Below are 26,145 nucleotides of genomic sequence, written 5' to 3' on the forward strand. Positions count from 1 at the left end.
GGTAAGAGGTGAGGTCCCTTTTTTGCGTGTTCCGAGCGAAGCAGTGGGTGGATGGAGCCGCCTCCCCCGCACACGTGCGGTATCACATGGTGAGGTTTCAGCAGGAATCCAGCCCTGCATGTTACCCGATCTCTGCGTTTTTTGAAAATGGCGTTCAATCCACGGTCGTTTCTTTACGCTTGATCATCAAAAGGTAGCACAGGATTGCTCCAATTTCGGCAAGCGCGATGACGACACCCATCGGTACGGCTGTGCCGCTGCCGCCGATCCCGACGAGAGGGGCGACGATGCCGCCGGAAACAAAGGAGAGCAGGCCGATCAGCGCAGAGGCGCTGCCTGCCGCTTTGGCCTGGTTTTGCATCGCCAGTGAAAAAGCAGTCGTACTGACGATACCGACGCTGGATACGACGAGGAATAGCGGCGGCAGGACAGCTGCAAGTCCAGCGCCGATGAGGATCATGGCCAAGAGCGAGATGCCGCCGAACACAGCGATCCCCAGTCCGATGATCAGCAGCTTTTTCTCACTGACGCGTCCGGCAAGCTTTCCGGTAATTTGTCCGGCGATAATGATCCCCAGGCCATTTATGGCAAAGAACAAGCTGAACATTTGCGGCGAAGCCCCGTAAATATTTTGAATCACAAAGGGCGAACCGGAAATGTAAGCAAACATCGCCGCCGACACGAGACCCGAGGACAGCGCGTAGCCCATGAAGTTCCGGTCGGTGAGCAGGCCGCGGAAGGTGGAGAGCGTCTGTGTCAAGCCGCCGGGTGCGCGGCGTTCTGCGGGCAGAGTCTCAGGCAGCTTCAGCAAGACCGCGACCAGCATCAGGACCCCGATTGCTCCAAGTACAATGAATACACCCCGCCAAGACGTTACCTCCAGGAGCTGGCCGCCAAAAATAGGGGCCAGAATCGGAGCAGCACCGTTGACGAGCATCAGCAGCGAGGAGAATTTCGTCATTTCTGTCCCGGAGTACATGTCCCGAACCATCGCCCGTGCAATCACGATGCCGGCGGCTCCGGCAACCCCTTGAATGAACCGGAGCGCGACGAAGCCCCAAATCGAAGGCATAAGGGCACACAGCAAAGAGGTGACAATGTAGACGATCAGACCGATCAAAAGCGGCTTGCGCCTGCCCTGTACATCGCTGAGCGGTCCTGCCAAAAGCTGTCCCGCAGAAAGGCCGAGCAGGCAGGATGTCAGGCTTAATTGGACCAAAGAAGTGCTCGTTTGCAATTCTTCGGCGATCTTTGGCAGCGACGGCAGGTACATATCGAGAGACAAAGGTCCAAAAGCGGTTAAAGAACCGAGCACAAGAACCATCATCAAACGGCTGGTGCCAATCGCTTTTTCGGTTGTACGGTTGTACGAAATCATTGGATCACTCACAAGTATCATTCAAACCTTTCTGTGCAAATTTCCGTCGATGAACGCTTCGACGACTGTACATCCTCCAAATCTTTATGCATTTGCTGCAGCAAGCGGCGGAACAGCTCCTTTTCTTCCGGGGTAAAGTGTGCGAAGCACTTTTCTTCGATCTCTTGCAACGCTTCTTTTACCGCTTTCTCTGCTTGGCGTCCTTTTTCGGTGAGAAAGACCCTGGACACTCGCTGATCGTGGGGGTCATTTCTGCGCTCCACCAGTCCTGTCTTGACCATCCGGTTGACCATGACGGTCATCGTGGCTGGCTTGATGTTTAGCTTGCGGGCAAGCTCCTGCTGAATCTGGCCGTCCTCTTCCGCCAGACGGATGAGCAGCGGCGGCTGACCGGGGTAAACATCGTAGGCTTGAATCAAGAGGTCGACATTGTGACGGTACAGCTTCATCACATGGCTCATCAGATGGGTTAGGGCAGTGGAGTAGTCAAAAGCCATGAAGATCCCCCTTCGTTTAGCCGACTAATGAAAATGAGTGTAAAGCTTTGCCTCTTTTTTGTCAATGGATGAACAAGCTGCTTGCTGGGGGAAAAAAGAGGACAAAACGGCACTCCAGAAGCATTGACAAAAGCTGAGAAAGTACGTAAAATAATCCAAACTATTCCGATAAGAGAACTACATGTCGACTAGACCACTAGAGACAGGAATACCTTTCAGGGGGATTCTGTCTCTTTTTTTTAGTGGGGCCCGCGAGAAGGCAAAGAACAGCAGTCAGCCTGGAATACGAGGAGAGAGACAGATGAATATCGAAAATCTGGAAGCTTTTGTTTACGTCGTCCACTTTAACAGCTTTAACAAAGCAGCAGATGCCTTGTTCTTGTCGCAGCCATCCATCACGGCCCGGATTCAATCGCTTGAGCGTGAACTGGACACCAAGCTGTTTCACCGGGAAGGCAGGAAATTCACCCTGACGGAAAAAGGGAGGCAGTTTCTTCCGTATGCGCAGCAGATACTGCAATCGTATAAAAAAGGAAAACAGCAGCTTCAGACAACTGGCGCGGGAATAAAGGAAATACGCCTCGGCTGCACAGCATCGGTATCCCATTACTTGATCCCGGAAATCTTGCCGGTCTTGAGAAAAAAATACCCCGAGCTTCAGATCAAGCTGGTGACAGGACCATCCGAAGCGATTTTGCAAAAGGTGACGGAAAACGAAATCGACCTGGGACTGGTGCGAAACATCACACATCCGCGGATTGATTCGGTCATGTTTTATGAAGACCCGATTCGTCTCTTTGTGTATCCAGGCCATCCGTTATGGGAGCAGGATAATGTCACGATAGAAGAAGCAGGGAATTACTCTTTGGTCTTTTTTGAATGCGGCTCGCTTGACTGGATCAAGCTTCACCGACTGTTTGAGTCCTTGTCCCGACTACCGTCCATCGATCTGTACATAGACAATGTAGAGGCCGCGAAAAAATGCATATGCAAAGGACTGGGGATCGGTTTTTTGCCCGAATCATGCGCGAGAAGGGAAGTACGGGAAAAGCAGCTTTGCCCGATTGCGATACCAGCTCTTACCTCGTTAACCTTGCGAACGAATGTGATCGCACGCAAAGGGGAGGGCGGCGAAATCTGGAACACATTTTTGTCTCTGAGGAAAGAAATCGACTGGAAAAGCAGCTTCCATGAATCACGATTGAACTTCTCTATTCATGAATAGAAAAAGCTGATTACCCAGCCGATTGACTGTGCGAGGAGGCGGTGGTACATTTTTTTACAACAAATCCCGATTAAACAAATCGGAATAATAAAAGTTATCGTTCAGCTTGCCCGCGAGGAGGGAGCGACCATGAGCATTCGGTTAAGTATTTTGGATCAAAGCCAGATTGGCAAGGGGGAGTCGGCAGAAGAAGCGTTTCTTCATACCATCACCTTGGCCCAAACAGCGGAGGAGCTCGGCTACCATCGGTTTTGGGTGTCGGAGCACCACAATTCTGATGACGTCGTCGGCTCTTCGCCCGAAGTGTTGCTTGCATATTTGGCAGCCAAGACAAAGCGTATCCGGCTCGGTTCCGGAGGAGTGATGCTTCAGCATTACAGTCCCTATAAAGTCGCTGAAAATTTCAACGTGCTGGCAGCGTTGGCCCCGGGGCGCATCGATTTGGGCATTGGCCGTGCGCCGGGCGGACTCCCTTTATCCACGAGGGCCCTGCAGCAAGAGGGCGGGACACCGAAACCGCTGGAAGAAAAGCTCAAGGAACTGGATGCCTATCTTTACAACCGGATCGAAGAGGGGCATCCGCTGTTTGGCTTGCGTGCGACTCCGGTCCCGCAAACTCCATCCCCCATCTATTTGCTCGGAACAAGCACCTCCAGTGCCGAATTGGCCGCACAGGCTGGCTTGCCTTACGTCTTTGCCCAGTTTATCAACGGGGATGAGGCTGTGATACGGGATGCCTTTACTCTATACCGAGAACGATTTTCCGCAAAATCTCCTGCCGAGATTGCCAACAGAGAAGCCATTCTCGCGCTGTCGGTGATCGTAGCGGCGACGGATCGGGAAGCCAGGGAATGGGCTTCGGAGTACAAGAATGTCAAGATCCATCTCGAAGGCGGGAGAACGTTGACTGTGAACAGCATAGAGGCAGCCGAAGCTTTCGGTGTACAATCCGGGGAAAAGTACAGGATCGAGGTAAAGGAGGCAAATATCATTGCCGGTTCACAAAATACCGTTCGCAATAAGCTGCTGGAGCTTCAGCGCGTCTATCAGGTCGACGAACTGATCATCACCGTGCCGCTTAAGGATTTCCACAGGCGCCTCGACTCGTATGTGCAAGTAAAGGAAGCATTCGCGGACGAGTCGATACCAAGCCGGTAGGGGACTCCGCCTTTGTCCACAAATCAAATGGAGGGAATGTTATGAAAAAAACAGCGTTGTTATCTTTGTTGATCGGCACCTTCCTGGTTGCATCCGGTTGCTCTCCCGGCCCGGTAACCCAAGGGGCAGGGGGAAGTCTGGCGAGCGCGGCTTCCGGCGTCAAAACGGTTGTGGTGGGTACGGGCACTTCATTTCCGAACATCTGCTTTATTGATGAAAATGGCAAGCTGACCGGCTATGATGTCGAGCTGATCAGAGAGATCGACAGGCGGCTTCCAGACTACGAATTTGAATTGAAAACCTTTGAGTTCAAAAACCTCCTGCTCAGCCTGGAGACAAGCAAGATCGATCTGATCGCCCATCAGATGGAAGTAAATGAAGAAAGAAAGGCCAAGTTCTTGTTCAACGATGAGGCTTACAATATTTTTCCCAACAAGGTTGTCGTTCGCCAGGACAACAACGAGGTACGCTCCATCGAGGATTTGAAGGGGAAAAAGCTGATCGTGACTGCGACGAGCAATGCCGCGGTGCTCGCTGAGAAGTGGAACAAAGAGCATGGCAATCCGATCAACATCGTCTACACCGGCACGGGCGAGGATGCCAATGCCCAGATCAAATCGGGGCGGGTCGACGCAACCATCAGCACCCAGTTTGCCATCGATTTTCTCAATAAATCGGTGGATGCGCAGTTGAAAACGGTCGGGGAGCCGCTTTCGAATTCGAAAGTCTATTACATTTTGCGAAAAGACGCGACGGAGCTGAAGCAGCGAATCGATGAAGCCTTGCGGGAAATCAAGGCAGACGGAACGCTGGCGAAATTAAGCACAGAATGGCTGGGCGGTGACTACACCGTTGAGCAGTAATGGAGTCTTTTCGTCGCGAGGGAGGCAAACGCCATGGGCAAAGCATTTGACCCGGCATTAATCTTTGAGTTTCTCCCCAAGCTGCTGGCGTATTTGCCGGTGACGCTGTTCATCCTCGTCGCAGCACTTTTCTTTGGCTTATGGCTGGCTCTTTTGATCGCGCTGCCCCGGTTGTACAACGTGCCGGTACTCAGCCAGCTCGCAGCGATTTACGTTTCCTTTATCCGGGGAACGCCGGTATTGATCCAGTTGTTTCTCGTCTTTTACGGGCTCCCGGCGTTTTTGCAACTGTTTCATCTGGACGTTTCGCGGGCAAACCCTTTGTTTTTCGTCATTGCGACGTATTCCTTGAGCAGTGCTGCCTTTTTCTCGGAGACGATCCGCGCTGCAGTCAACAGTGTGGACCGTGGACAAATAGAAGCGGCGTACGCTGCAGGCTTGACGGGTAGGCAGGCGTTCGTACGAATCGTTTTGCCGCAAGCGGGGATGATCGCTTTTCCCAACTTTGCCAATTCCGTCATCGGGTTTCTCAAGGACACATCGCTTGCTTTCAGCATCGGCGTGATGGATATGATGGGGCGGGGGCAGACACTGATCTCGGCAACGGCGCATGCGCTCGAAGTGTATATCGGGCTGGCGATCATTTATTATCTCGTCGTAATCGTACTGGAAAAAGGCTTTGCCCGCGCAGAGCGGAGGCTGCAGAGGCATGAGAGAAAGTGGGCAAGCGCCTGACATCATTTTGCGGAAAGGGCGTATCAGATGACAATTGACATTCCGTTTATCATTACGTGCTTCTTCGAAATTGTAACGGCTCTGCCGCTCACGCTCGTCATCACGGTCATTCCGCTGATCATCGGGTTCGGGATTGGCGTGGTCACGGCACTGATGCGTATCTACAAGGTGCGGTTTCTCCACCGGATCGCCGATTTTTACGTTTCCTTTCTGCGAGGAACGCCTGTTGTGCTGCATGTGCTGATCATTTACTTTGCCCTGCCGCTTTTGATCGCCAAGCTTTCCGATCAATTCGGATGGGGTATTGACACCGCTTCGATTCCGATTCTGGTTTTTGTGCTGACGGCCTTTTCGTTGACGGCAGGTGCCTACATGTCGGAGATTATCCGCTCCGGTATTTTGTCGGTTAACCAAGGCCAGGTCGAAGCGGCTTACGCCGTCGGGATGAGCACCCGCCAAGCGCTGTGGAGGATTGTTTTGCCGCAAGCGATCGGGATCATTTTGCCGAATTTGTGCAATCTGTTCATCGGATTTTTGCACACTTCCACATTCGCTTTCACCGTCTCGCAGATGGAACTGCTCGGAAAGGCGAATGTCGTCGCCTCCGTCAATCTGAAGTTCCTGGAGGCTTTCATCGCGGCCGCGTTGATCTACTGGGGGATGACCATTATCGCTGAGAGGATCACCGCTTTTCTGGAAAAGCGTGTTACAGCGTACAACCGGGGAGGTATCGCATGATTCAACTGCAAAATATCCGCAAGTCATACGGAAGCCATGAGGTGCTGAAAGGCATCGACCTGACGGTAAACAAAGGGGATGTTGTAGTCATCCTCGGGCCAAGCGGTTCGGGAAAAACAACACTGTTGCGCTGCGTCAATTTTTTGGAGCGGCCGTCAGACGGTCAGGTGACGATCAGCGGCTTCACCGTCGATTGCAAGCAGCCGGGCAAACAGAACGTTTTGAAGCTCCGCAGAAAAACGGCGATGGTGTTTCAGCATTACAACCTGTTCAAGCACAAGACTGCTTTGGAAAATGTGATGGAAGGCCTCGTCGTCGCACAAAAGCTACCGAAAGAAGAAGCAAAGCAAAAAAGCCTCGACGTCCTGGAAAAAGTGGGGTTGTCTGACAAGATTCATCACTATCCCAGCCAGCTCTCCGGCGGACAGCAGCAGCGTGTCGGGATCGCTCGTGCACTGGCTTTGAGTCCGGAGGTGATCTTGTTTGACGAGCCGACGTCCGCTCTGGACCCGGAGCTGGTGGGCGAGGTTCTGGCGGTTATCAAAAAGATCGCGCGGGAAGGCGTGACGATGATCGTAGTCACCCATGAGATGGGATTTGCCAGAGAAGTGGCCAACCATATCGTGTTCATGGACGGCGGGGTGATCGTTGAGGAAGGCCCACCGGATGAGATTTTTTCAAATCCGAAAGAAGAGCGGACCAAACAGTTCGTGAGGCGGATTACCCCGGAGTGGAGCTACGTGATCTGAATCGTTTGGGAGGTGTTTTGCATGAGCGACCAGTTTCGTCTGGCGACAGTAAAGGACGCGGAGAAGCTTTTGGAGCTGATCAAAAGAGCGTATCAAACCATCCGGGAGCTGGAAATCGAGTTTACCGCTGTCCACGCAGATATGGAGATGATCCTCGAAAACCTGTCCGAGCATACATGCTTTGTTCTGGAGAGGGAGGGCAGGCTGCTCGCGACAATCTCTTTGCGTTCCTTGGTAGAGGTGACGGAATATCCCTTTTTGTACTGGTTTGCGGTAGACCCTGACTGCAAAAACCAGGGCATCGGCTCAAGGCTGCTCAGGTATGTGGAAGAAACGGTTGTCCGCGATACGCTGCATGCCCCTTGTGTAACGCTGGCGACATCCAGAAAGCACCCATGGCTGTTGTCGATGTACGAAAGAAACGGATATACCCCGTTTTATGAGCGGGATTTGGGTCATGATGACAAGCTTGTGTTTTTGCAAAAACGGCTCATTCACAGCCCGACTGCCGCAAGCGAAACGCACAATGAGGAGGTGTCCATTTGACGATTACAGCCGAAGATCTGCTCAGAGAAGCAGCGGAATACCATAGCAAGCTCGTCGAGATCAGGCGAGAGCTCCACAGCTATCCGGAGCTGTCCTGGGAGGAGCACCGGACGACGAGGAAAATTCGCGACACGCTCACAGAGGCCGGGATCAGCATATTGCCGCTGGCGATTCCGGTAGGCGTATTGGCAGAGATTACAGGAGCTGCGCCGGGACCCACCGTAGCGCTTCGGGCAGATATTGATGCCTTGCCGATTCAGGAGGAGAGCGGGCTGCCCTACGCTTCTTTGGTCAAGGGAAGGATGCACGCGTGCGGCCACGACTTCCACACCTCTGTGATTTTGGGAGCTGCTCTTTTACTGCAAAAACACGCGGCCAAGCTGCCTGGACGCGTTCGCTTGCTGTTTCAGCCGGCAGAGGAAAAGGGCACAGGGGCCAAAGCAATGATCGAAGCAGGAGCATTGGAAGGCGTGAGCGCCATTTTCGGGATGCACAATAAACCGGACTTGCCGGTCGGGACCATTGGACTTCTAAGCGGACCGCTGATGGCGAGTGTGGACGGCTTCAACATCACGGTTTCCGGAAAAGCGGGCCATGCCGCGGTGCCGGATGCGGCCATTGACCCGATCGTGGCCGCAAGCGCGATCGTCGGGGGATTGCAAACGGCTGTAAGCCGGAGCATCAGCCCTTTTGAAAGCGCGGTTGTCAGCGTCTGCCAATTTCACGCCGGCACGTCGTGGAATGTCATACCCGATACAGCAGCTTTGGACGGTACTGTTCGCACGTTTCATCCGCAGGTGCGGCAGAAAATACCGGAGCTGCTTGAGCGGATCGCGACCGGAATTGCAGCAGGCTTCGGAGCCCGGGCCGAACTGGAATGGTTCGCGGGAACACCGTCAGTAGACAATCACCCGGCGGCGACAGAAGTGTTTCACAGTGCAGCGGAGGCACTGCGCCTGAACGTCGTGGAGGCAAAGCCTTCGGCAGGCGGTGAAGATTTTGCCCATTATCAACAAGTCGTGCCAGGCAGCTTCGCTTGGATTGGGACCAGCGGGAGCGAAGAGTGGCATCATCCGAAATTTACTGTAAATGAAGACGCCTTGTCGCCGGGTGCCGCTCTGTTTGCACTGGCTGCCATCCATGCGCTGGAGCGGTGGGAGACGGACAACGAGCTGCAATTGGAACGGTACGCTTGACTGATCGAAAGGGGAGGAAATAGACAATGACGCAAAAAAGACAGTTGAAGCTAGGCACGATGCTGCATGGACCGGGCGGGCACGTAGCTGCATGGAGACATCCGGATGCCGTCGCGGATGCCAGCGTAAACCTTGCCTTTTACAAAAGACTGGTGAGAAAGGCGGAGGAAGGAAAGTTCGATCTTGTCTTCGTGGCGGATGGGCTATACATTACGGAAAAATCCCACCCCAATTTTTTAAACCGGTTCGAGCCGATCACCCTGCTCGCAGCATTGGCTGGTTTCAGCACTCATATCGGGCTGGTCGGGACACTCTCGACGTCTTACAGCGAACCCTTTACCGTGGCAAGACAGTTCGCCTCCATCGACCTGATCAGCAACGGTCGCGCAGGGTGGAACGCGGTCACCTCTCCATTGGAAGGCTCCGCTCTGAACTACAGCAAGCCTGCACATCCGTCGCATGAGCTGCGTTACCGCATTGCCCATGAGTTTCTCCAGGTAACCAAAGGACTGTGGGATTCGTGGGAAGATGACGCTTTTGTTCGCGACAAACAAACGGGTGTCTTTTTCCATCCGGAAAAGATGCATCGGCTGAATCACACAGGAGAATTTTTCTCTGTCCAGGGACCGCTCAATATCGGCAGGTCCAGGCAGGGACAGCCGGTCATCTTTCAAGCGGGCTCCTCCGAAGCAGGCAAAGAGCTGGCAGCAAAAGAAGCCGATGCCGTTTTTACCAATCACGACAACATCGAGGCAGCCAAGCACTTCTACCAGGACGTAAAGGCAAGAGCCGCCCGCTATGGCAGGGCTCCTGAAGAGATTCTCATTTTTCCGGGGATTGCCCCGATTATCGGGCACACACAGGAGGAAGCCGAGCGCAAGTACGAGCAGATTGCGGGACTGGTGCATATTGACGATGCGCTCAATTATCTGGGCAGATTCTTTGACCACTTTGATTTTTCCCAGTTTCCGCTCGACGAACCGCTTCCCGATCTGGGCGAATTGGGCAGCGAAGGCTTCAAAAGCACGACGGATTGGATCAAGCGGATGGCCAGGGAGGAAAACCTGACGCTACGCCAGTTGGCCCTTCGCGTGACCACCCCCCGAAAAGGCTTCATCGGTACGCCCGAGCAGGTAGCCGATGAGATTCAGGAGTGGTTCGAGGCAGGAGCGGCGGACGGCTTCATGATCGGCAGCGCGGTCGTGCCGGTCGGTCTTGATGACTTTGTGGAGCTCGTCGTGCCGATCCTGCAGCAGCGCGGCTTGTTCCGCACAGAGTACGAGCATGATACATTGCGGGGAAATCTGGGGATTCCCGTACCTCCTAACCGCTATCGTTCGGGACAAAGCACTGCTTCTGAAAAAAGCAGAGCACCAGAGCTGGAGGCGAGCAAACAGTAGTTATAAACCGATCAAACCCGTATTGGGCGAACGGCTTCTCACCGAATTCAGACGGACAAGGAGCGAAAAGACAAGTCACGTATGTAACGGTTATCCATGCCTTTCATAAGGAGGGAGCAATGTGAGCCTCACAAAAATCGATATACGTCATTACCTCGCAATATACGAGCAACTGAAGCAAGCGATTGAAGGGTTGACCGAAGACGGGCTGAGATGGAAGGAGTCGCCTGAAAAATGGAGCATTACCGAAGTGCTGTCCCACCTGGCCGACCATAACCTCGTCGTATCCTTTCGAATCAGGGAAATTCTCTCCGGATCAACAGCGCGGCTGCCCGGCTTTTCGCAAGATGCGTGGGTAAGCAATACGAAGGCGAATGAAGGATCAGTTGCGGAGATTCTGCGTGTATACCAAGCGTTGCTTTCCTATAATAGTGAGCTGTTTGGCAGACTTTCTGAGGATGATTGGCAGAAGAGCGGGGGTCAGGTAAACGGGAAGACTGTAAGACTGGCCGATGTTGTTCAGGCATTTATTGCCCATGTGCAATTGCATCTGGCGCAGATTGATCGGATCAAGCAAGCCTTGGCAGAGGACAAATGAACGGTAGAGAACACAAACGAAATGGAGCGATAATACAGGATGATGACAGGAGCCGGGGCAGGAAAGCTTCCCGGTTCTTTTTTCTTGCGGAGCCCTGTATCGTTTAGAACAGAATGAGCCAACTTACAAAATGTATGAAATGTTCGTCCCACTTTTATTTACTATATAACATGCGCGGGAATGGTCGCTGAAGTATGATAGTCTTCTAGAAAGTGATAATTTTTGAATATTCAAAAGGGTGTGATAATAGGATGATCTGGGATTTTCAATTCAATTTGCCGACACGTATCGAATTTGGGAATGGGAAAATCAAGGAATTGGGAAGATGCATTCGAGAATTGGGAGGCACGAAGGCGTTAGTCGTTACCGATCAAGGGATTGTCAAATCCGGTATTTTGAAAACGGTTACAGAAATGTTGGAAGCAAATGCGGTTGCATACGCCGTTTTTGATCAGGTCAAGCCGAATCCGCGCGATGTGGATTGCATGGAAGCCTATCGAATCGCCCGGGAGGCTGGCGTGGACGTCCTGATCGGACTGGGCGGAGGCAGTTCCATGGACACAGCCAAAGCGGTCGGGACACTGCTTACACACGGGGGACAGATCAGCGATTGGTACGGGCTGAATGTGCTTCAAGAGCCGATCACTCCACTGCTCTGCATCCCTACAACCGCCGGTACCGGCAGTGAAGTTACATTCTTCTCGGTCATTACGGACACGGAAACAAAGCTGAAAATGAATATTTTGGACACGCGGCTGGCACCCAGGATTGCACTGTTGGACCCAGAGCTTACAGTCACACTTCCTTCGCATGTGACGGCATCGACGGGTATGGATGCCTTGACGCATGCGATTGAAGCCTATACGTGCAACATTTCCGAGCCGATCACGGATGCGCTGGCCCTGTATGCGATCGATCAGATCGTCCGGTATCTCCCGATCGCAGTGGCTGACGGAACCAATCTGGAGGCGCGCAAACAAATGCTGGCAGCAAGCTTGATCGCCGGGATCGCTTTCGGCAACTCCGATGTCGGCGGCGTCCACTGCATGGCGGAGGCTCTCGGCGGCTTGTATGACACGCCACATGGAGTGGCCAACTCGATGCTCCTGCCGTTCGTATTTGAATACAACATCCCTGCAGATCCCGAGAAGCATGCCGTCGTGGCTGAACGCCTCGGAGCGGTGAGGGGAGATCGATCGGCAGAGGAGACGGCGCGAGAGGGTGTCCGGCTGTTGAAGAAGCTTGCTGAGACCGTGCACATTCCGAAAATGAAGGACCTGGGAAATGTGAATCCGGACGACTTTTTGTATCTGGCAGAAGCGGCGACGCAGAATGTGTCGGCTCCGAGCAACCCGCGTCCAGCGACGAAGGAAGATTACTTGCGCCTTTTCCGTATGGCTTACGAGGGATAGTATTTGCACAAAAATCGGATGAGAAGGATGATTGCCTATGAGTGAATTAAAATTGAATCGCACGCTCGGCTTCTGGGCCGCTTATTCCGCTTCGGTAGGACTTGTCGTTTCCGGGACTGCGATGGTGGCGCTCGGAAATGGCTACGGCGTGAGCGGCCCTGCGTACAGCATAGTCGCCTTTGGAGCGCTGATCGTGATTTTATGCGTAGCATTGTCCTACTCGGAAATGGCGGCAATGATCCCCGGAGCGGGAATGGTCGGGGAGTACACGCTCCCCGCACTGGGCAAGCTCCCCGCCTTGTTTGCTGTACTGGCAGGATATATCGTGCTTGTCGGCACCGATGGAGGAACAAACATGATCGTGGGCGGACAATCTCTGGAGGCGCTGACGGGGATACCTTGGTATGTGTGCGTCTCTGTGATATTGATCTTTCTCGTTCTGGTCAATCTGATGGGGGTCGCCGTGTTCGGGAAAGTACAGTCCGTACTGGCCATCGGCATGATGACGCTTCTAGGCGTACTGGGGCTGTGGGGACTTACTGGCATCGGCACGATGGAGCCCTTGGCCGCGCAGCCGCCCTTCTCGCCGTTGAGCTGGCAGGAGCAGGCAGGGACGCTGGGACTTGCCATCTGGCTTTTCATCGGGATGGAATTTGTTGCGCCGCTGGCTGAAGAGGTAAAAAATCCAGGAAGAACGATTCCGATCGCCATGCTGTTCGGATGCTTCACCATCTGGCTGGTCGACCTGTTCTTTGGTCTTGGCGTCACCAAGTACATCGCGCTGGATGTGCTCGCACAATCCACGATTCCGCATGTAGCCGGTGCCGAGGCCATGCTGGGCAAGCCCGGTCTTGTCATTATGAGTATCGTCTCGATCCTGGCAGCCGTGACCACCTGTGACACCTATCTCGTGGCGGTACCCCGCATGCTGTACGGCTTGTCCAAGGAAGGCTTGCTGCCCAAGGTATTCGCCTGGCTTCATCCGAAAACACGCACGCCCTGGTACGGCATCTTTTTCGTCGTCGGTCTGATTCTGATTGTCCTTGTTTATGCGTTCGTCAATAATGCCAACATTGATTTTGTCACGATGATGATTGCTGTGGCATGCGGCACCTGGCTGATGTCGTACATGATCACACAGATTGACGTCATCGTCTTGCGGATCAAGTATCCTGATGCTGTACGGCCTTTTAAAACGCCGCTTTACCCGATTCCGCAGATCGTCGGCATCATCGCCTGCATGTACATGATCTACACGCAGTATCAGGACCCGCGCGTCCTCACGATTTCACTTTACGTCATCGCTGCGATCATCTTGTTTGGGATCATCTACCTGAAGGCAACGGGTCAAAAACTGTTTGAACCGGTTCCACTGGAAAAGGTATACGACGGGATTCGCAAAAGAAGCGAGCTGGATACAGCGATTGGCGGCCATGAAAGTGACGCAAAACTTTCATCGTAAAAGGAGCTGAACACCTGGATGGGGCTGTTTACAGTCATCGACCACCGCGCATTCAAAACCCTACACCTGATTGCTGGCGAGTTTCAATCTTACGCGCCGATCGGAACTGTCAGCAACGGCCGCATACAACTGGATGGTTCCAGAATCGGAGTGGAGGAGCTGAGCGCTTCCTACAAGATCATCAACAAGTGGATGGGGAGAGTCTATATTTACACATGGATGTGGACACTGCACGACAAGGGACCTGAAGAAGATTTGGTTATAAAATGCGAATTTTCTGGTAAAATGAAAACGGGCAGGCAAGTCCGCTTTTTCTCGAAATCACATGCCCCTCTCGTTGAATGGCTCAATCAGGACAAGCGCATCAAGGAGCTCTGCAATTCGATCGACTATGAGCTGCTCGAGCTTCGTTACAGTAGCCGGGAACAGCGCTGGAGGGTCGAGATGCGTCCCAATTACGGCGACTTCATTTGGGTTCTGCTCCCGCCTGTCAAATATGCCCGCAAGCCAAAACCTCAAGAAATTCAAGATACGATGAGCTTGATCAAACGTCTGGCAAAGCTGATCAAAAAGGAAGAAAGAGGTGTGTAAACAGATGGCTGCAAATTCGTTTTTGACTGATCCGCGAACCGTTCAGAAGATGTACATCGACGGACAATGGGTATTGGGTTCAGACAATCAGACGAGAGAAGTCATCAACCCGGCCAACGGGGAGGTGATCGGTCTCGTCACCGAAGGGACAAGAGACGATGCGAGAAAGGCGGTACAGGCAGCGCGGCGGGCCTTTGACAAGGACGGGTGGCAAGAGAGCAAGGCGCGTGACAGGGCGGCGCTTCTGCATAAGATCGCCGATCTGCTGGAACAGCGCGTGGAAGAGTTCGCCTCACTGGATACGCTGAACAACGGCAAGCCGCTCCGCGAGTCCCGCTATGACGTGAGCGACGCGGTCAATCAATTCCGCTACTACGCCGGACTTTGCACGAAGCCTCACGGGATCACCTACGATGTTCCGGACGAGATGCAGTCGATGGTCGTCCGCGAGCCGATCGGTGTTGTCGGGCAGATTATTCCATGGAACTACCCGCTGGTCATGGCAACGCAAAAAATCGCACCCGCGATTGCCGCCGGCTGCGCCATCGTGATCAAGCCTGCGGAACAAACGCCGCTTTCCTTGATCCGGCTGTTCGAAATCATCGATCAAGTCGGTTTTCCGCCGGGGGTGATCAATCTCGTGCTCGGAGCAGGGGAAACGGTCGGTGCGGAGCTGGCGGAAAATCCGCTCGTGGACAAGGTTGCATTCACCGGCGGAACGGATACGGGCATCAAAATCATGAAGGCGGCAGCGGATACGATCAAAAAAGTGGGGCTGGAGCTAGGCGGGAAATCCCCCAATATCGTGTTTGCCGACGCGGATTTTGAAACGGCTGTAGACTATGCGCTCTACGCGATCTTTGCCAATCAGGGCGAGGTATGCTCCGCGGGCTCGCGGCTGCTGCTGGAGGCAAGCATCTACGACCGCTTTGTCGAGGAATTGGTTGCCCGGGCCAAGACGATCAAAGTGGGGCCGGGAACGGACGAAGAGACGGAGATGGGGCCACTCATCACCGAAGAGCATATGAATCGCGTTCTCTCCTATATCGAGACGGGAATAAAGGAAGGGGCCACTCTGCTTTGCGGGGGCCGTCGACTGATGGAAAACGGGTTGGACCGGGGATTCTTTGTCGAACCGACGATCTTCACCAATACGACTCCTGACATGAGGATCGTGCAAGAGGAGATTTTCGGCCCCGTATTGGTCATCCAGACCTTTACTGCCGAGGAAGAGGCGATCGAGCTGGCAAACGGCACTCGGTACGGACTGGCCGGGGCAGTGTTCACCTCGGATGTTGCCAAAGCGCACCGGGTCATTCGCAAGCTGCGGGCCGGGATTACCTGGATCAACACGTACCATCCCACCTACAACGAAGCGCCGTGGGGCGGATACAAACAGAGCGGGATCGGGCGCGAGCTGGGTACGTACGGCTTTGAAGAGTATTTGGAGATCAAGCAAATCAATGTCAATTTGCAAGTAGAACCGAGCGGGTGGTTCCAGAAAAGATAAGCAGCAATACGAGCAAATCGGCCCTGGCGACAAGGCCGATTTTTTTTCTAAGCTAGTACGGCTTTTCCCTTAATACGAATTGTCTTCTAGTAAGCTAGTACGGCTTCTCCTGATAGAAGAAGTTTGGCGTATGCCACGTATTGTCGTACAGCTTGTGAAAAATGTGAGTCGTTGCTGGAGAAACAGGGGGAATAAGCCATGTCCAATCTCCCGTAACCGCACGTCCGGACGACTGCTCCTGCTGTTCAAACAGCTTGAACTGTTGGGCAGCTGTATGATGGTCCACGATGCTCACGCCTGCTTCTTTATAGGAATGATGGACGGCTACGTTCAACTCAAGCAGCGCCTTGTCTTTCCAAAAGGACGTGTTGGTCGAAGTGTCCAACTTCATGTAAGCAGCCACTGTCGGGAGGAGATTGAACCGATCCTCGTCCGCAAAATTGCGCGCCCCGATCTCGGTCTCCATATACCAGCCGTTGAAAGGGGCAGCGGAGTAGTGAATGCCGCCCACCTCGAGGCGCATCTCCGAGATGATCGGCACCGCATACCATTGCAGGGCCAGCTCCTCAAACCACGAATACTCGGGATGCTTGATCGGAACCTCCAAAATGAGCTGTTTTGGAATCTCGAACCATGCGGGAGTCCGATCCCCGATCTGGATCACGAGCGGCAGGATTTCATAAGGCTGCCGCTTTGCTTCCCAGCCTAATTCCAGACAAGCCTTTGTAAACGGAACGGAATGAGGGTCTCCGATCACGCCTTCAGCCGTCTCAAAGCCCGCATACCGGATGAGCTGGTGGTTCCATATTCGTATTTGCTGCTGCTTGTTGCTTGCGGGGCGGAATACAGTGATCGCAGGCCTGATTTTTCCGTTGTTGGTGGCATACTCGATATGGCGGTAGAGGGCATCGCGGATTTCTTCTTCCGTAGACGCGCTTCTGGCATCGAAGAGGTGGATCGTATTCCAAAACAATCTGCCGATGCAGCGATTGCTGTTTCGCCACGCCGCTTTTACACCGTAGTGAAGCTCTTCATATGTATGTTCATAAGAACCGGTCTCTTGAATTTCTCTCGCAATCTCCTGTATACGTGCTTCCCTTTCTGTATCGGGTTTACCCAAAAACGAGTAGCATTCCTGGATAAACGTCCGGGCTTCTTCTGCTAATTGATGCGCGATGGTTCTCACCCCTTGTGCTTGAAAAAACAGGTTCGTGTACCGTCCAAGCGTTTTCAATCAAGCTTTAGGATAGCACGGGAATAAGCCGACCACAAATGAAGAGAGCATGAACGTTGTCCGAACTTTTTTTGACACTTTCGGTGATAAAGAAAACAGACTCTCAGCCTGATATCAAGCGAAGAGTCTGCTTTTCACTTTATAGACTTGCCTTCTTACAAACGAAAACGGGTGACTTGCTCCCACTGGTTTTCCTTTTCCAGTATTTCCTTTTGCTTCGGTCCCATAAGGTCGAAGTGGGGGAAAGGGGGACGGTCGTGGATATAAACAGGGTTCAGGCCGTTGGCTACACACCAATCTGTCAACCGCTGCCTGTCCGAACAACCGACCTTGGTCACCGTCCTGATGCCAGGAAAACGGGGATCATGCCAATAATGCGTGATAAAGGCAATCTCGCCCCGGGAAACCGACTGTTTCCACTCGTTCAATTCTTCCCTGGAAATCCCAAATGCCATGCAGCGTCTTCCTTTTAATTTTGCATTACAAAATCGCGGTCCACTTTTTCGTTCTCGTGGAAAACACGCAGTATTTCGTAGCGTGTGTTGCGCTGCGCCGGAATATTCCCGGTCTCGCGGATCAGGCGAAGGATCAGATCGATATTTACCTTATGCGTCGTACCTGCGGCGGACACGACGTTTTCCTCGATCATTGTGCTGCCAAAATCGTTGACGCCGTAGGACAGGGCCAGCTTGCCGATTTCTGGTCCCATCGTGACCCAGGAGGCTTGAAGGTTGTCGATATTATCCAGCATGATCCGGTTGATTGCGACCATTTTCAAGTACTCTTCCGGTTTGGATTTTTCCCGCTGGAGATTGGTGTTCTCCGGCTGGAACGGCCAGACGATGAATGCGGTAAAGCCTTTCGAAGAATATCCGTTGGCTTTGCATTCGTCCTGGGCATCACGTACGCGCAGCATATGTAACGCGCGCTCTTCCATCGATTCGCCGAAGCCGTAGACCATCGTCGCGGTCGTATTCATGCCGATCTTGTGGGCGGCTTTCATGACATCCATCCAGTCTGTCCAGGAGCCTTTGAGCCGGCTGATTTTCTTGCGCGTGCGGTCATCGAGGATCTCGCCGCCGCCGCCCGGCAGGGAATCGAGTCCTGCTTCATGGAGCTGGCGAAGCACTTCTTCCAGAGACAGGCCGGAAAGCTGTTTCATTTTTTGAATTTCCGCTGGCGAGAAGGAGTGCATGATGATTTGCGGGAAGCGTTGTTTGATTTTGCGCAGCAGGTCCAAATAATATTGGAACGGAAGATCAGGGTTGACGCCACCCTGCATCAAAATTTCATCTCCGCCCACGTCTACGGTCTCCTGAATTTTTTGCAGGATCGTCTCATCCGAAAGCACGTAGCCTTCTTTGGAGCCCGGAGGCCGGTAAAAGGCGCAAAAACGGCAGTATACGTCACAAACGTTGGTGTAGTTGATGTTTCGTCCAATGTTGAACGTAACGATCGGGTCAGGATGCCGCCGTTTCTTCAGTTCGTTGGCGACATGTCCCATTTTTTCGATTTCGTCTGATTCCAAAAGTGTGATACATTCCTCAAGCCCAATGCGATCGCCACGCAGCGCTTTGTCCAGAACGCGGTCCACTGTCTGCATTTCGCAGGCCTCCTTTAATTCCTTTCAGATTTGAATCCTTCCGAATTTCTTAAATCGACTTATCCTACCATACAACTTGAAATTCGTCATCCCGTATTTGATGGCCGGATGTCAAGGTGCTGCAGTCACTTCCTCAAACTCCATTATAACGCCTCCGCCTTTTAATCGAGACTGAAAAATTGTAGATATGGAGACAACGGGAAAAGAAATGGAGCCAAGACGCTTTCATCGTCACTTGGAAATAAGTCTCTTGGGCATACTGGATGGAAGAGGAGGGTGAAGATGGAAGCTGCCAAACCGAAAGTCATTCACAAACGCAGGCGCGCAAAGGATTTACTGATACGCGCTTTTTTCATCTGCTTGGGCGCAATTCTCGTTTCGGTAGCCTTGGAAATTTTTTTAGTGCCAAATAACATCATTGATGGCGGAATTACGGGCATTTCGATTATGCTTTCTCACCTGACCGGCATCAAGCTCGGGATTTTCCTGTTTCTGCTCAATCTTCCCTTCTTGTTTATCGGGTACAAACAGATCGGGAAGACCTTTGCCATCTCCACCTTGATCGGCGTACTGGTCATGTCGGTTGGGACGGCCTTTCTCATACCGGTCCCTGTACTGACCCACGATCTGCTGCTGTCTGCTGTATTTGGCGGGATTATCCTGGGAATCGGGATCGGGATGGTCATACGTGCAGGCGGCTCCCTGGATGGGACCGAAATCGTTGCCATTTTGATTACGAAGCAGTCTCCGTTTTCTGTCGGAGAGATCGTCATGGTCTTCAACATCTTTATCCTGGGGAGCGCCGGCTTTATCTTCGGGTGGGATAAAGCGATGTATTCGCTGATCGCCTACTACATTGCCTTCAAAATGATTGACATTACCATTGAAGGCCTGGATCAATCCCGGTCCGTCTGGATTATCAGCGAGGAGTACACTGAGATCGGAGATGCATTGACAGCGCGGTTAGGGCGGGGAGTTACCTACCTGGAAGGCGAGGGCGGGTATTCGGGCGAGTACAAGAAGGTCATTTTTTGCGTCATCACCAGGCTGGAGGAAGCAAAACTCAAGTCCATCGTGGAAGAAATCGATTCCTCCGCGTTTCTCGCGATCGGAAACATTCACGATGTCAGGGGAGGGCGGTTCAAGAAAAAGAACATCCACTGATATCGCACGCAGTCCGACATGCTGGCACCGGTTCCAAATGACTGGATACATCTGGTTGACACCAATCCTCGGCTCCGATATATTGGTTTCATGAAAACGATAAAACCATTGGACCGACCCGTGCTGCGAGATCAAATTTACGAACATCTGAAAAAAGCCATCATTACATTGGAGCTGGAGCCTGGGCAGCGAATCAAGGACAGCGATTTGGCGGCGACATTTGGCGTGAGCCGGACACCTGTGCGTGAAGCCTTGAAAAGGCTGGAAGACGAGGGACTCGTCGAATCGTCGCCAGGATCGCTGACCCGAATCACTCCGATCGATATGAAGGAGGCGAAGCACGCTTTTACAGTCGTGGCTACCTTGCACGCTCTGGCTGCACGCCTGGCGGTGCCTTTGTTGACAGACAACGAGTTTGCTGCGATGGAAAGGGAAAACCGCAAGCTCCAGCAGGCTCTCGATGTACAGGATATGACCCGAGCGGTTGAGGCGGATGACGCTTTTCATCAAATCGTCCTGGACGCTTCCGGAAACCGGGAAATCGAACTGGCGCTGGAGCGGATCATTCCCAAAATCAGACGGCTGGAATTTGCCAAGTTTGGTTCTCTGGAAGGGCTGACCTCGGTAGAACAGCACGCCGCGATCATCCAAGCGTGTAAATCGCGAGAAGTGAGTGCAGCCGCCCATTTAATGGAGGAAAATTGGCTGAGCTTAGGAAGAATACTTACGCGTGAATCGTAAGGGCTCCCGACAGATGACGGTCGGGAGCTTTTTTCTTTTTATTTTCAGTTATTTCTGAAAAAACATTGAACATAAAACCGATATCCGATATATTGGTTTTATACATGGAGAGAAGCCTATACTGTGAAAATCAAAACGATCGTTTCTCGATCAGGGAAAAGAGGGATTGTGGATGGCTGCCAACCAGACTCCTGCACAAGCTTTTGAAGTCCATGACGCAAGCGTGCTGAAATGGGCCCGCGATGTATTGGATCGCTGTTCTTCACCGCGGGTGATGCAGACGGAAGTGATACAAGCGGTGGAAAGAAATGCTGTCTGGAGAGGGGAGGAATGTCTGAATTTGCTTGCGCCCGAAGCGCCGACCAGCCCGACTGTCCGCAGGCTCTTGGCATCAGAGGTGGGTACCCGTGCAGCGGAAGGACATATCGGCCCGACGGAACGTTGGTTCGCTGGCACGAAGTACATCGACGAGATCGAGGCCCTGTGCGTGGAGCTCTTGAAAGAGGTCTTCCAGTGCAAGTATGCGGACCATCGGCTCGTAGCCAGCATGCTCGGAAACATGACGGTATACGCGGCTCTGACGAAGCCCGGCGATCCTGTCATGACGATTGCACAGCCGTTCGGCGGGCACTCAAGCAATCGGATCGATGGTCCGGCAGGTATTCGCGGTCTGCACATTCACGATGTTCCGATGGACCCGGTTGAGCTGGAAGTCGATTTGGAGGCGTTTGCCCAGGCAGCCAGACAAGTACAGCCGCGCCTCGTTGCATTAGGTGCCTCGATGACGCTGTTCCCGTTTCCGATCCGGGAAATGGCGGACATCGTCTCGGAATGGGGCGGCAAAATCTTTTTTGATGGCGCTCATCAGCTCGGCTTGATCGCCGGAGGGCAATTCCAGAACCCGCTGAAAGAAGGCGCGTGCGTCCTGACAGGCTCTGCCGGAAAAACCTTTAGCGGACCGCAAAGCGGCATTATCGTCTGGGATGATCCCGAGCTCACAAAGCCAATCACAGATGCTGTCTTTCCGGCACTGGCTGCCACGCATCAGGTCAATCGCGTCGCGGCACTGGCTGCCACGCATCAGGTCAATCGCGTCGCGGCACTGGCTGCCGCAGCAGCCGAGTTTTTGGCTTTTGGCAAGGAATACATGGCTCAAATCGTGAGCAACGCGCAGGCACTGGGAAAAGCATTGAGCGAGCGGGGCATCACGGTCCTCGGAGCACATAAAGGATTCACGCGAACCCATCAGATCATCCTTGATGTCCGCGCTTTTGGCGGCGGTCTTGAGGTCGCGCAGGAATTGGCCAAAGCCAATATCATCACCAACAAAAATTTGATTCCCTGCGACAAATCGACGGATTGGGATCATCCAAGCGGCTTGCGGATCGGGACGACCGAGGTGACCCGATTGGGCATGAAGGAGGCGGAAATGGAGTCGATCGCCGAACTGATTGTGACTGTACTGGAAAAAAGAGAGCCGCTCGAGGTTACGCGCAAGCGGGTTGTCGAGATGCGTTCCGCCTATCAGAAGATCCACTACTGCTTTGATGGACAGTAGACAGCGCTAAGGAAAATGCAGTCTGGACCGAATGGAAAATAGGAAGCCTTCTGGCTGTTGCCGGAAGGCTTCTTTTGGTGCGCCCAGCATGGGCGATAGCTATAGGGTGAAAGTCCCGAACGGGGGTTGGCTGTACCAACCGTTAGCTCAAGGCAAGGGTGTCGACCGCGAGGTCGAATCTGAAGGAAGCCGGCGGCAAAATCCCGACCTGAGGTACACGAACCCAATTTGAGGCTGTTGTATCCGGGCGAGTCTGCCAAACAAGACAAAGCCCCATACAGCCAAGGGATACAGTAGTAAACTTGGGCAGGTACATGGGATGAAAGTTATCGTTCTTACCTGGGGAGGTCTGCATGAAACGCCTTCAACTGTTGGTAACCGTCTCCGTAAGGAGACGCTGAACATGCAGAAGTCAGCAGAGGCCATAGTACCCGAGTAGAGGACGCTTGAATGGGGAAGGGCCGAACATCAAGCCAGCATGCGATCCATGTCTTTTGATACGGTACGTCGAAGCAGAATTCTGTCAAGGAACTACTTTTGAAGAGCAGGGGTGAAGCCCCGAGGGTACAAAAGAGGGCTGAGTATCGTACAGCAAGCACGGAGTCCGCATGTGCGAAGGAAGGAACATCATTATGGATTTGCTGGAAAAAGTCTTATCACGGGAAAACTTACGGATGGCACTCCAACGAGTGGAGGAAAACAAAGGTGTCGGTGGAGTCGATGGTGTTTCAACCGAACAACTACGCGATTATCTACGTGAACACTGGCAAGCCATCCGCGAGAAGATGGAAAGGGGAACCTATAGACCTTCACCTGTTCGCAGAGTCGAAATCCCGAAACCTGACGGTGGTGTAAGGTTATTAGGCATTCCCACCGTGGTAGACCGCTTTATTCAGCAGGCCATCCTCCAAGTGTTAACGCCGATCTTCGACCCCACCTTCTCGGAATCTAGCTATGGGTTCCGTCCAAAACGTAGCGCTCACATGGCAGTAAGGAAAGCGCAAGCGTATATCTCCGAAGGATATCGTTTCGTGGTGGACATCGATCTAGAGAAATTCTTTGATCGCGTAAATCATGATATTCTAATGAGCCGTGTGGCTCGAAAAGTTCAGGACAAGAGAATTTTAAGACTGATTCGTTCCTACTTGAATGCGGGGATCATGATAAATGGCGTCTGTACAACATCAAGTGAAGGAACACCGCAAGGTGGGCCGTTAAGCCCACTTTTGGCAAATATCCTACTTGATGATTTGGACAAGGAACTCGAAAAGAGAGGCCACCGTTTCTGCCGCTACGCAGACGATTGTAATATCTACGTGAAAACAAAACGGGCAGGGGAACGAGTAAAGAAGAGTATTCAAAACCACTTGGAGAAGGTACTAAGGCTAAAAGTAAATGAGGAGAAAAGCGCGATAGACCGACCATGGAAACGAAAATTCTTGGGCTTTAGTTTTACCTTTGCAAAACAGACAAGGATTCGCATCCACCCCAAATCCCTCCTCAAGCTAAAAGAGAAAATCCGCACGATCACGAATCCGGTGTGGAGCATCTCGATGGAGAAGCGGATTGAAAGAATAAATCAGTACCTCATGGGCTGGATTGGATATTTCGCCCTTGCAGACGCGAAGGGCATTCTACAATCCATTGAGGAATGGACAAGGCGCAGGCTCCGTCTTTGTTTGTGGATGCAGTGGAAACGCGTGAGAACCAGATATCGAGAACTTCGTTCTCTTGGCATATCTCACGTAAAAGCCATTGAAATTGCAAATACCCGCAAGGGTGCATGGCGTACCACAAAATCTCCGCATATACACAAAGCCCTCGGCATTGCCTACTGGCAACAACAAGGGCTGAAAAGCTTAGTGCAACGATATTCTCAAATTCGTCAAGCTTGGTGAACCGCCGTATACCGAACGGTACGTACGGTGGTGTGAGAGGACGGGGGTTAGTCGCCCCCTCCTACTCGATTTTTGCTATATGCGAGCAGGTTCCACAAACCGACAAAAATCACAAGGAAACGAAGGTATAATCAGAACAAGGCCGCCTGCGGTTTACCATTCTCGTGATCAGAAGGAGGAGAGGACGAAATGAGTACCGGCTACGATCCTTTTTTTCTGGGAGAAAAACACGAGGTTCCCTTGCCGTTGTTAATCGGCAAAACGGCACAGGATGCACTGCATAATGGAAAAGTGTACGATTTTACGCATTTTTCGATTGTTATGAATCAGAGACGCAAATGCGCCATTTATTCAGCAGCCTGTGTGGATGAAAGCAGGATGGTGCAGATTCCGAGGGATAACAAGTCTTGGCACTTTGATCCGCGGATCGGCGAGGAGAATCAGGCGGGCCACGAATATTACGCCCAAAATGATTTTGACAAAGGGCATCTGACCCGAAGAAAAGACGTGTGCTGGGGGGATCGGCGCGAGGCGGAAAAAGCCAATTACGATTCATTTTGCTATGCCAATATCGCCCTGCAGTACCACCACTTCAATACCGGAATATGGAATTGCCTGGAGGATTGGGTGCTGGACGGTTTGGAAAACGAAAAGAAAATGCTTGTCTTCACAGGACCGATTTGCAAGGAAGAAGATGAAGAGTACTGCGGCGTCCACGGCGAGCCGGGATGTCAGATCAAAATTCCTTTCGGTTTTTGGAAGTGCGTATTTTTTACCGTCAGGCAAAAGCTGACGAGCCTGTCATTTGTCATCAGGCAAAGGCCGGATCGTTTGCATGATTCCTGTGAGTACGAGCGCTTGGAGACGTACCAGGTACCGCTCGCTGTCATTACAAAAGAGACGGAGCTGTTGTTCATGCACAGCTTGTACGAGGCAAATCCGCTCTATTTTTGGAAGCGACTCTCTCCCGCGGCGGGGCCCATCAATATTCCGGAGCAGCACCGGATTCAACAGCCGTCAGACATTGTCTTTGGCCGAGAACCGGAATGAAAAAAGCCAGGTTCCGCTGTCGCTGGCGACAAGTAGCTGGTTTAACGTGGGTTTGAGTAATATCCCTGCATGAATACATTATTTTTTGGAGGAACAACATGGAAGTTTTTCAGGATTTTTTAGCCCGCATAGACAACCCGCAACATCGGGCCCGAACAGAAGCGGTTTTGGCTTGGGTAGCTGCAACATTTCCAAATTTAACGCCAGCAATGAAGTGGAATCAGCCTATGTTTACCGATCACGGCACATTTATTAATATCTTGGATAAGGCAGGCTGTTCAACCTTTTGGCGGGAATAGGATAAACAGGGTAATCTAATGTCGCTCAACTAACGGAGAACAAAAGTAAAATAGCCCAACATAATAAAACAGATCACGTAATGGCATCTATGTTCCATCAAGTGATCTGTTTTTGCACGTATGCGGCAGTATCTGTTGTCGGGCTCCCAAATGCCGCTACGATACCATCTGCTTTTCAGATGGCGGGAGCTTTGCTGGTACTACGTCCTCCTTGTATTAGGTTCAGCCGGAGAAACAAGCTTGACGGAAAGCGTTATCCAGTTTGGGGCGGGAGAGGGTGGGTGTGTACTATCACTTCTCCGCAACTCTCTTTCTGACTTCCTCGAAAAACCGGCGCCATGCTTCCGGAAGCTCTGCCTGTTCGCGTTTGTGTCCGGAACGGCCGGCAGGAACCTCTGCCCGCTCCTGCTCTTGACCAGACTGAAGCATGCCATTTTGGTCCTTGCCGACTGAAGGCGATCCGCCCGTATTCGCAGAAAGCGAAATACCCGGCTCGATCTCAGTCGAGAGCTGTTTTCCAGATGCATTGTCCATGGGTCA

26 protein-coding genes are annotated in these 26,145 nt (G+C 52.5%); 20 read left to right on the forward strand and 6 right to left on the reverse strand.

Going from position 1 to position 26,145, the window contains the following annotated elements; translation table 11 throughout:
- Positions 1–154: 154 nt before the first annotated feature.
- Both NST96_RS13560 and NST96_RS13565 read right to left on the reverse strand, forming a co-directional pair.
- Positions 155–1,378 carry a multidrug effflux MFS transporter gene (locus NST96_RS13560; protein ID WP_031933335.1) on the reverse strand — a complete coding sequence of 408 codons (1,224 nt, stop codon included), beginning with the start codon at positions 1,376–1,378 and terminating at the stop codon, positions 155–157.
- A 17-nt stretch (positions 1,379–1,395) separates the two neighbouring features.
- Entirely contained in the window at positions 1,396–1,875 is a 480-nt protein-coding gene (locus NST96_RS13565) for a MarR family transcriptional regulator (RefSeq protein ID WP_003386841.1), read from the reverse strand.
- Positions 1,876–2,176: 301 nt separating this feature from the next.
- Between NST96_RS13565 and NST96_RS13570 the strand changes: the two genes are divergently transcribed.
- The 14 genes from NST96_RS13570 to NST96_RS13635 all read left to right on the forward strand — a co-directional run bounded on the left by NST96_RS13570 (position 2,177) and on the right by NST96_RS13635 (position 16,058).
- Positions 2,177–3,100, forward strand: coding sequence for a LysR family transcriptional regulator (locus NST96_RS13570; protein WP_003386840.1), 924 nt, complete (start codon positions 2,177–2,179; stop codon positions 3,098–3,100).
- 129 nt (positions 3,101–3,229) lie between these two features.
- Positions 3,230–4,258 carry an LLM class flavin-dependent oxidoreductase gene (locus NST96_RS13575; RefSeq protein ID WP_342406511.1) on the forward strand — a complete coding sequence of 343 codons (1,029 nt, stop codon included), beginning with the start codon at positions 3,230–3,232 and terminating at the stop codon, positions 4,256–4,258.
- A 41-nt stretch (positions 4,259–4,299) separates the two neighbouring features.
- Positions 4,300–5,121: an amino acid ABC transporter substrate-binding protein gene (locus NST96_RS13580; RefSeq protein ID WP_003386838.1), complete on the forward strand. Its 822-nt coding sequence runs from the start codon at positions 4,300–4,302 to the stop codon at positions 5,119–5,121.
- A gap of 33 nt (positions 5,122–5,154) precedes the next feature.
- Positions 5,155–5,856, forward strand: a complete 702-nt coding sequence (locus NST96_RS13585) for an amino acid ABC transporter permease (RefSeq protein WP_024984746.1) — start codon at positions 5,155–5,157, stop codon at positions 5,854–5,856.
- A gap of 27 nt (positions 5,857–5,883) precedes the next feature.
- On the forward strand, positions 5,884–6,594 hold the full coding sequence (locus NST96_RS13590; RefSeq protein WP_024984745.1) for an amino acid ABC transporter permease: 711 nt from the start codon (positions 5,884–5,886) through the stop codon (positions 6,592–6,594).
- Positions 6,591–7,343 carry an amino acid ABC transporter ATP-binding protein gene (locus NST96_RS13595; protein WP_024984744.1) on the forward strand — a complete coding sequence of 251 codons (753 nt, stop codon included), beginning with the start codon at positions 6,591–6,593 and terminating at the stop codon, positions 7,341–7,343. Before NST96_RS13590 ends, NST96_RS13595 begins: the two co-directional genes overlap by 4 nt.
- Before the next feature lie 21 nt (positions 7,344–7,364).
- A complete protein-coding gene (locus tag NST96_RS13600) occupies positions 7,365–7,889 on the forward strand; it encodes a GNAT family N-acetyltransferase (protein WP_003386832.1) in 525 nt (174 codons plus the stop codon).
- Between the two features lie 2 nt (positions 7,890–7,891).
- Positions 7,892–9,085: an amidohydrolase gene (locus NST96_RS13605; protein ID WP_311068471.1), complete on the forward strand. Its 1,194-nt coding sequence runs from the start codon at positions 7,892–7,894 to the stop codon at positions 9,083–9,085.
- Between the two features lie 26 nt (positions 9,086–9,111).
- Complete coding sequence (locus NST96_RS13610) at positions 9,112–10,485, forward strand: LLM class flavin-dependent oxidoreductase (protein ID WP_342406512.1); 1,374 nt, start codon at positions 9,112–9,114, stop codon at positions 10,483–10,485.
- A gap of 121 nt (positions 10,486–10,606) precedes the next feature.
- On the forward strand, positions 10,607–11,083 hold the full coding sequence (locus NST96_RS13615; protein ID WP_172920304.1) for a DinB family protein: 477 nt from the start codon (positions 10,607–10,609) through the stop codon (positions 11,081–11,083).
- A 251-nt stretch (positions 11,084–11,334) separates the two neighbouring features.
- Positions 11,335–12,495, forward strand: coding sequence for an iron-containing alcohol dehydrogenase (locus tag NST96_RS13620; RefSeq protein WP_003386828.1), 1,161 nt, complete (start codon positions 11,335–11,337; stop codon positions 12,493–12,495).
- A gap of 37 nt (positions 12,496–12,532) precedes the next feature.
- Positions 12,533–13,957 (forward strand): APC family permease, encoded by a 1,425-nt coding sequence (locus NST96_RS13625; RefSeq protein ID WP_172920303.1) that lies wholly within the window; start codon positions 12,533–12,535, stop codon positions 13,955–13,957.
- An 18-nt stretch (positions 13,958–13,975) separates the two neighbouring features.
- Complete coding sequence (locus NST96_RS13630; RefSeq protein WP_338461083.1) at positions 13,976–14,548, forward strand: hypothetical protein; 573 nt, start codon at positions 13,976–13,978, stop codon at positions 14,546–14,548.
- A 4-nt stretch (positions 14,549–14,552) separates the two neighbouring features.
- Positions 14,553–16,058 carry an aldehyde dehydrogenase family protein gene (locus tag NST96_RS13635; RefSeq protein WP_003386825.1) on the forward strand — a complete coding sequence of 502 codons (1,506 nt, stop codon included), beginning with the start codon at positions 14,553–14,555 and terminating at the stop codon, positions 16,056–16,058.
- Between the two features lie 94 nt (positions 16,059–16,152).
- Here the strand turns inward: NST96_RS13635 and NST96_RS13640 are convergent, their stop codons facing one another.
- From NST96_RS13640 to mqnC, 3 genes are all read right to left on the reverse strand, one after another.
- Positions 16,153–17,235: a nitric oxide synthase oxygenase gene (locus NST96_RS13640; protein ID WP_031933345.1), complete on the reverse strand. Its 1,083-nt coding sequence runs from the start codon at positions 17,233–17,235 to the stop codon at positions 16,153–16,155.
- A gap of 212 nt (positions 17,236–17,447) precedes the next feature.
- Positions 17,448–17,747 carry a hypothetical protein gene (locus NST96_RS13645; protein ID WP_003386822.1) on the reverse strand — a complete coding sequence of 100 codons (300 nt, stop codon included), beginning with the start codon at positions 17,745–17,747 and terminating at the stop codon, positions 17,448–17,450.
- A 14-nt stretch (positions 17,748–17,761) separates the two neighbouring features.
- Complete coding sequence (gene mqnC / locus NST96_RS13650; protein WP_003386821.1) at positions 17,762–18,895, reverse strand: cyclic dehypoxanthinyl futalosine synthase; 1,134 nt, start codon at positions 18,893–18,895, stop codon at positions 17,762–17,764.
- A 282-nt stretch (positions 18,896–19,177) separates the two neighbouring features.
- On the opposite strand from mqnC, the gene NST96_RS13655 reads away from it, so the two are divergent.
- The 6 genes from NST96_RS13655 to NST96_RS13680 all read left to right on the forward strand — a co-directional run bounded on the left by NST96_RS13655 (position 19,178) and on the right by NST96_RS13680 (position 25,605).
- The gene (locus tag NST96_RS13655; RefSeq protein ID WP_024984734.1) at positions 19,178–20,059 is read left to right on the forward strand and encodes a YitT family protein; all 882 of its coding nucleotides are present in this window, start codon (positions 19,178–19,180) and stop codon (positions 20,057–20,059) included.
- A 90-nt stretch (positions 20,060–20,149) separates the two neighbouring features.
- Positions 20,150–20,800 (forward strand): GntR family transcriptional regulator, encoded by a 651-nt coding sequence (locus NST96_RS13660; RefSeq protein ID WP_024984733.1) that lies wholly within the window; start codon positions 20,150–20,152, stop codon positions 20,798–20,800.
- Positions 20,801–20,972: 172 nt separating this feature from the next.
- Positions 20,973–22,358: an aminotransferase class I/II-fold pyridoxal phosphate-dependent enzyme gene (locus tag NST96_RS13665; RefSeq protein WP_342406513.1), complete on the forward strand. Its 1,386-nt coding sequence runs from the start codon at positions 20,973–20,975 to the stop codon at positions 22,356–22,358.
- A 632-nt stretch (positions 22,359–22,990) separates the two neighbouring features.
- The gene (gene ltrA, locus NST96_RS13670; protein ID WP_024985202.1) at positions 22,991–24,256 is read left to right on the forward strand and encodes a group II intron reverse transcriptase/maturase; all 1,266 of its coding nucleotides are present in this window, start codon (positions 22,991–22,993) and stop codon (positions 24,254–24,256) included.
- A gap of 189 nt (positions 24,257–24,445) precedes the next feature.
- On the forward strand, positions 24,446–25,306 hold the full coding sequence (locus NST96_RS13675) for a DNA/RNA non-specific endonuclease (protein ID WP_031933043.1): 861 nt from the start codon (positions 24,446–24,448) through the stop codon (positions 25,304–25,306).
- A gap of 98 nt (positions 25,307–25,404) precedes the next feature.
- Positions 25,405–25,605, forward strand: coding sequence for a DUF1801 domain-containing protein (locus NST96_RS13680; RefSeq protein ID WP_003386816.1), 201 nt, complete (start codon positions 25,405–25,407; stop codon positions 25,603–25,605).
- A gap of 291 nt (positions 25,606–25,896) precedes the next feature.
- Here NST96_RS13680 and NST96_RS13685 read toward each other — a convergent pair whose 3' ends face one another.
- The gene (locus NST96_RS13685; RefSeq protein WP_342406514.1) at positions 25,897–26,139 is read right to left on the reverse strand and encodes a hypothetical protein; all 243 of its coding nucleotides are present in this window, start codon (positions 26,137–26,139) and stop codon (positions 25,897–25,899) included.
- Positions 26,140–26,145 lie beyond the last annotated feature (6 nt).

It is taken from the genome of Brevibacillus sp. FSL K6-2834 (assembly GCF_038592925.1).
GTDB lineage: Bacteria > Bacillota > Bacilli > Brevibacillales > Brevibacillaceae > Brevibacillus > Brevibacillus borstelensis.

What these genes read in the sequence shown, in the direction of transcription:
- NST96_RS13560 (WP_031933335.1), bottom strand. Translation starts at nt 1,378, where the DNA reads ATGATTTCGTACAACCGTACAACCGAAAAAGCGATTGGCACCAGCCGT.
- NST96_RS13565 (WP_003386841.1), bottom strand. Translation starts at nt 1,875, where the DNA reads ATGGCTTTTGACTACTCCACTGCCCTAACCCATCTGATGAGCCATGTG.
- NST96_RS13570 (WP_003386840.1), top strand. Translation starts at nt 2,177, where the DNA reads ATGAATATCGAAAATCTGGAAGCTTTTGTTTACGTCGTCCACTTTAAC.
- NST96_RS13575 (WP_342406511.1), top strand. Translation starts at nt 3,230, where the DNA reads ATGAGCATTCGGTTAAGTATTTTGGATCAAAGCCAGATTGGCAAGGGG.
- NST96_RS13580 (WP_003386838.1), top strand. Translation starts at nt 4,300, where the DNA reads ATGAAAAAAACAGCGTTGTTATCTTTGTTGATCGGCACCTTCCTGGTT.
- NST96_RS13585 (WP_024984746.1), top strand. Translation starts at nt 5,155, where the DNA reads ATGGGCAAAGCATTTGACCCGGCATTAATCTTTGAGTTTCTCCCCAAG.
- NST96_RS13590 (WP_024984745.1), top strand. Translation starts at nt 5,884, where the DNA reads ATGACAATTGACATTCCGTTTATCATTACGTGCTTCTTCGAAATTGTA.
- NST96_RS13595 (WP_024984744.1), top strand. Translation starts at nt 6,591, where the DNA reads ATGATTCAACTGCAAAATATCCGCAAGTCATACGGAAGCCATGAGGTG.
- NST96_RS13600 (WP_003386832.1), top strand. Translation starts at nt 7,365, where the DNA reads ATGAGCGACCAGTTTCGTCTGGCGACAGTAAAGGACGCGGAGAAGCTT.
- NST96_RS13610 (WP_342406512.1), top strand. Translation starts at nt 9,112, where the DNA reads ATGACGCAAAAAAGACAGTTGAAGCTAGGCACGATGCTGCATGGACCG.
- NST96_RS13620 (WP_003386828.1), top strand. Translation starts at nt 11,335, where the DNA reads ATGATCTGGGATTTTCAATTCAATTTGCCGACACGTATCGAATTTGGG.
- NST96_RS13625 (WP_172920303.1), top strand. Translation starts at nt 12,533, where the DNA reads ATGAGTGAATTAAAATTGAATCGCACGCTCGGCTTCTGGGCCGCTTAT.
- NST96_RS13630 (WP_338461083.1), top strand. Translation starts at nt 13,976, where the DNA reads ATGGGGCTGTTTACAGTCATCGACCACCGCGCATTCAAAACCCTACAC.
- NST96_RS13635 (WP_003386825.1), top strand. Translation starts at nt 14,553, where the DNA reads ATGGCTGCAAATTCGTTTTTGACTGATCCGCGAACCGTTCAGAAGATG.
- NST96_RS13645 (WP_003386822.1), bottom strand. Translation starts at nt 17,747, where the DNA reads ATGGCATTTGGGATTTCCAGGGAAGAATTGAACGAGTGGAAACAGTCG.
- mqnC (WP_003386821.1), bottom strand. Translation starts at nt 18,895, where the DNA reads ATGCAGACAGTGGACCGCGTTCTGGACAAAGCGCTGCGTGGCGATCGC.
- NST96_RS13655 (WP_024984734.1), top strand. Translation starts at nt 19,178, where the DNA reads ATGGAAGCTGCCAAACCGAAAGTCATTCACAAACGCAGGCGCGCAAAG.
- NST96_RS13660 (WP_024984733.1), top strand. Translation starts at nt 20,150, where the DNA reads ATGAAAACGATAAAACCATTGGACCGACCCGTGCTGCGAGATCAAATT.
- NST96_RS13665 (WP_342406513.1), top strand. Translation starts at nt 20,973, where the DNA reads ATGGCTGCCAACCAGACTCCTGCACAAGCTTTTGAAGTCCATGACGCA.
- ltrA (WP_024985202.1), top strand. Translation starts at nt 22,991, where the DNA reads ATGGATTTGCTGGAAAAAGTCTTATCACGGGAAAACTTACGGATGGCA.
- NST96_RS13675 (WP_031933043.1), top strand. Translation starts at nt 24,446, where the DNA reads ATGAGTACCGGCTACGATCCTTTTTTTCTGGGAGAAAAACACGAGGTT.
- NST96_RS13680 (WP_003386816.1), top strand. Translation starts at nt 25,405, where the DNA reads ATGGAAGTTTTTCAGGATTTTTTAGCCCGCATAGACAACCCGCAACAT.
- NST96_RS13685 (WP_342406514.1), bottom strand. Translation starts at nt 26,139, where the DNA reads ATGGACAATGCATCTGGAAAACAGCTCTCGACTGAGATCGAGCCGGGT.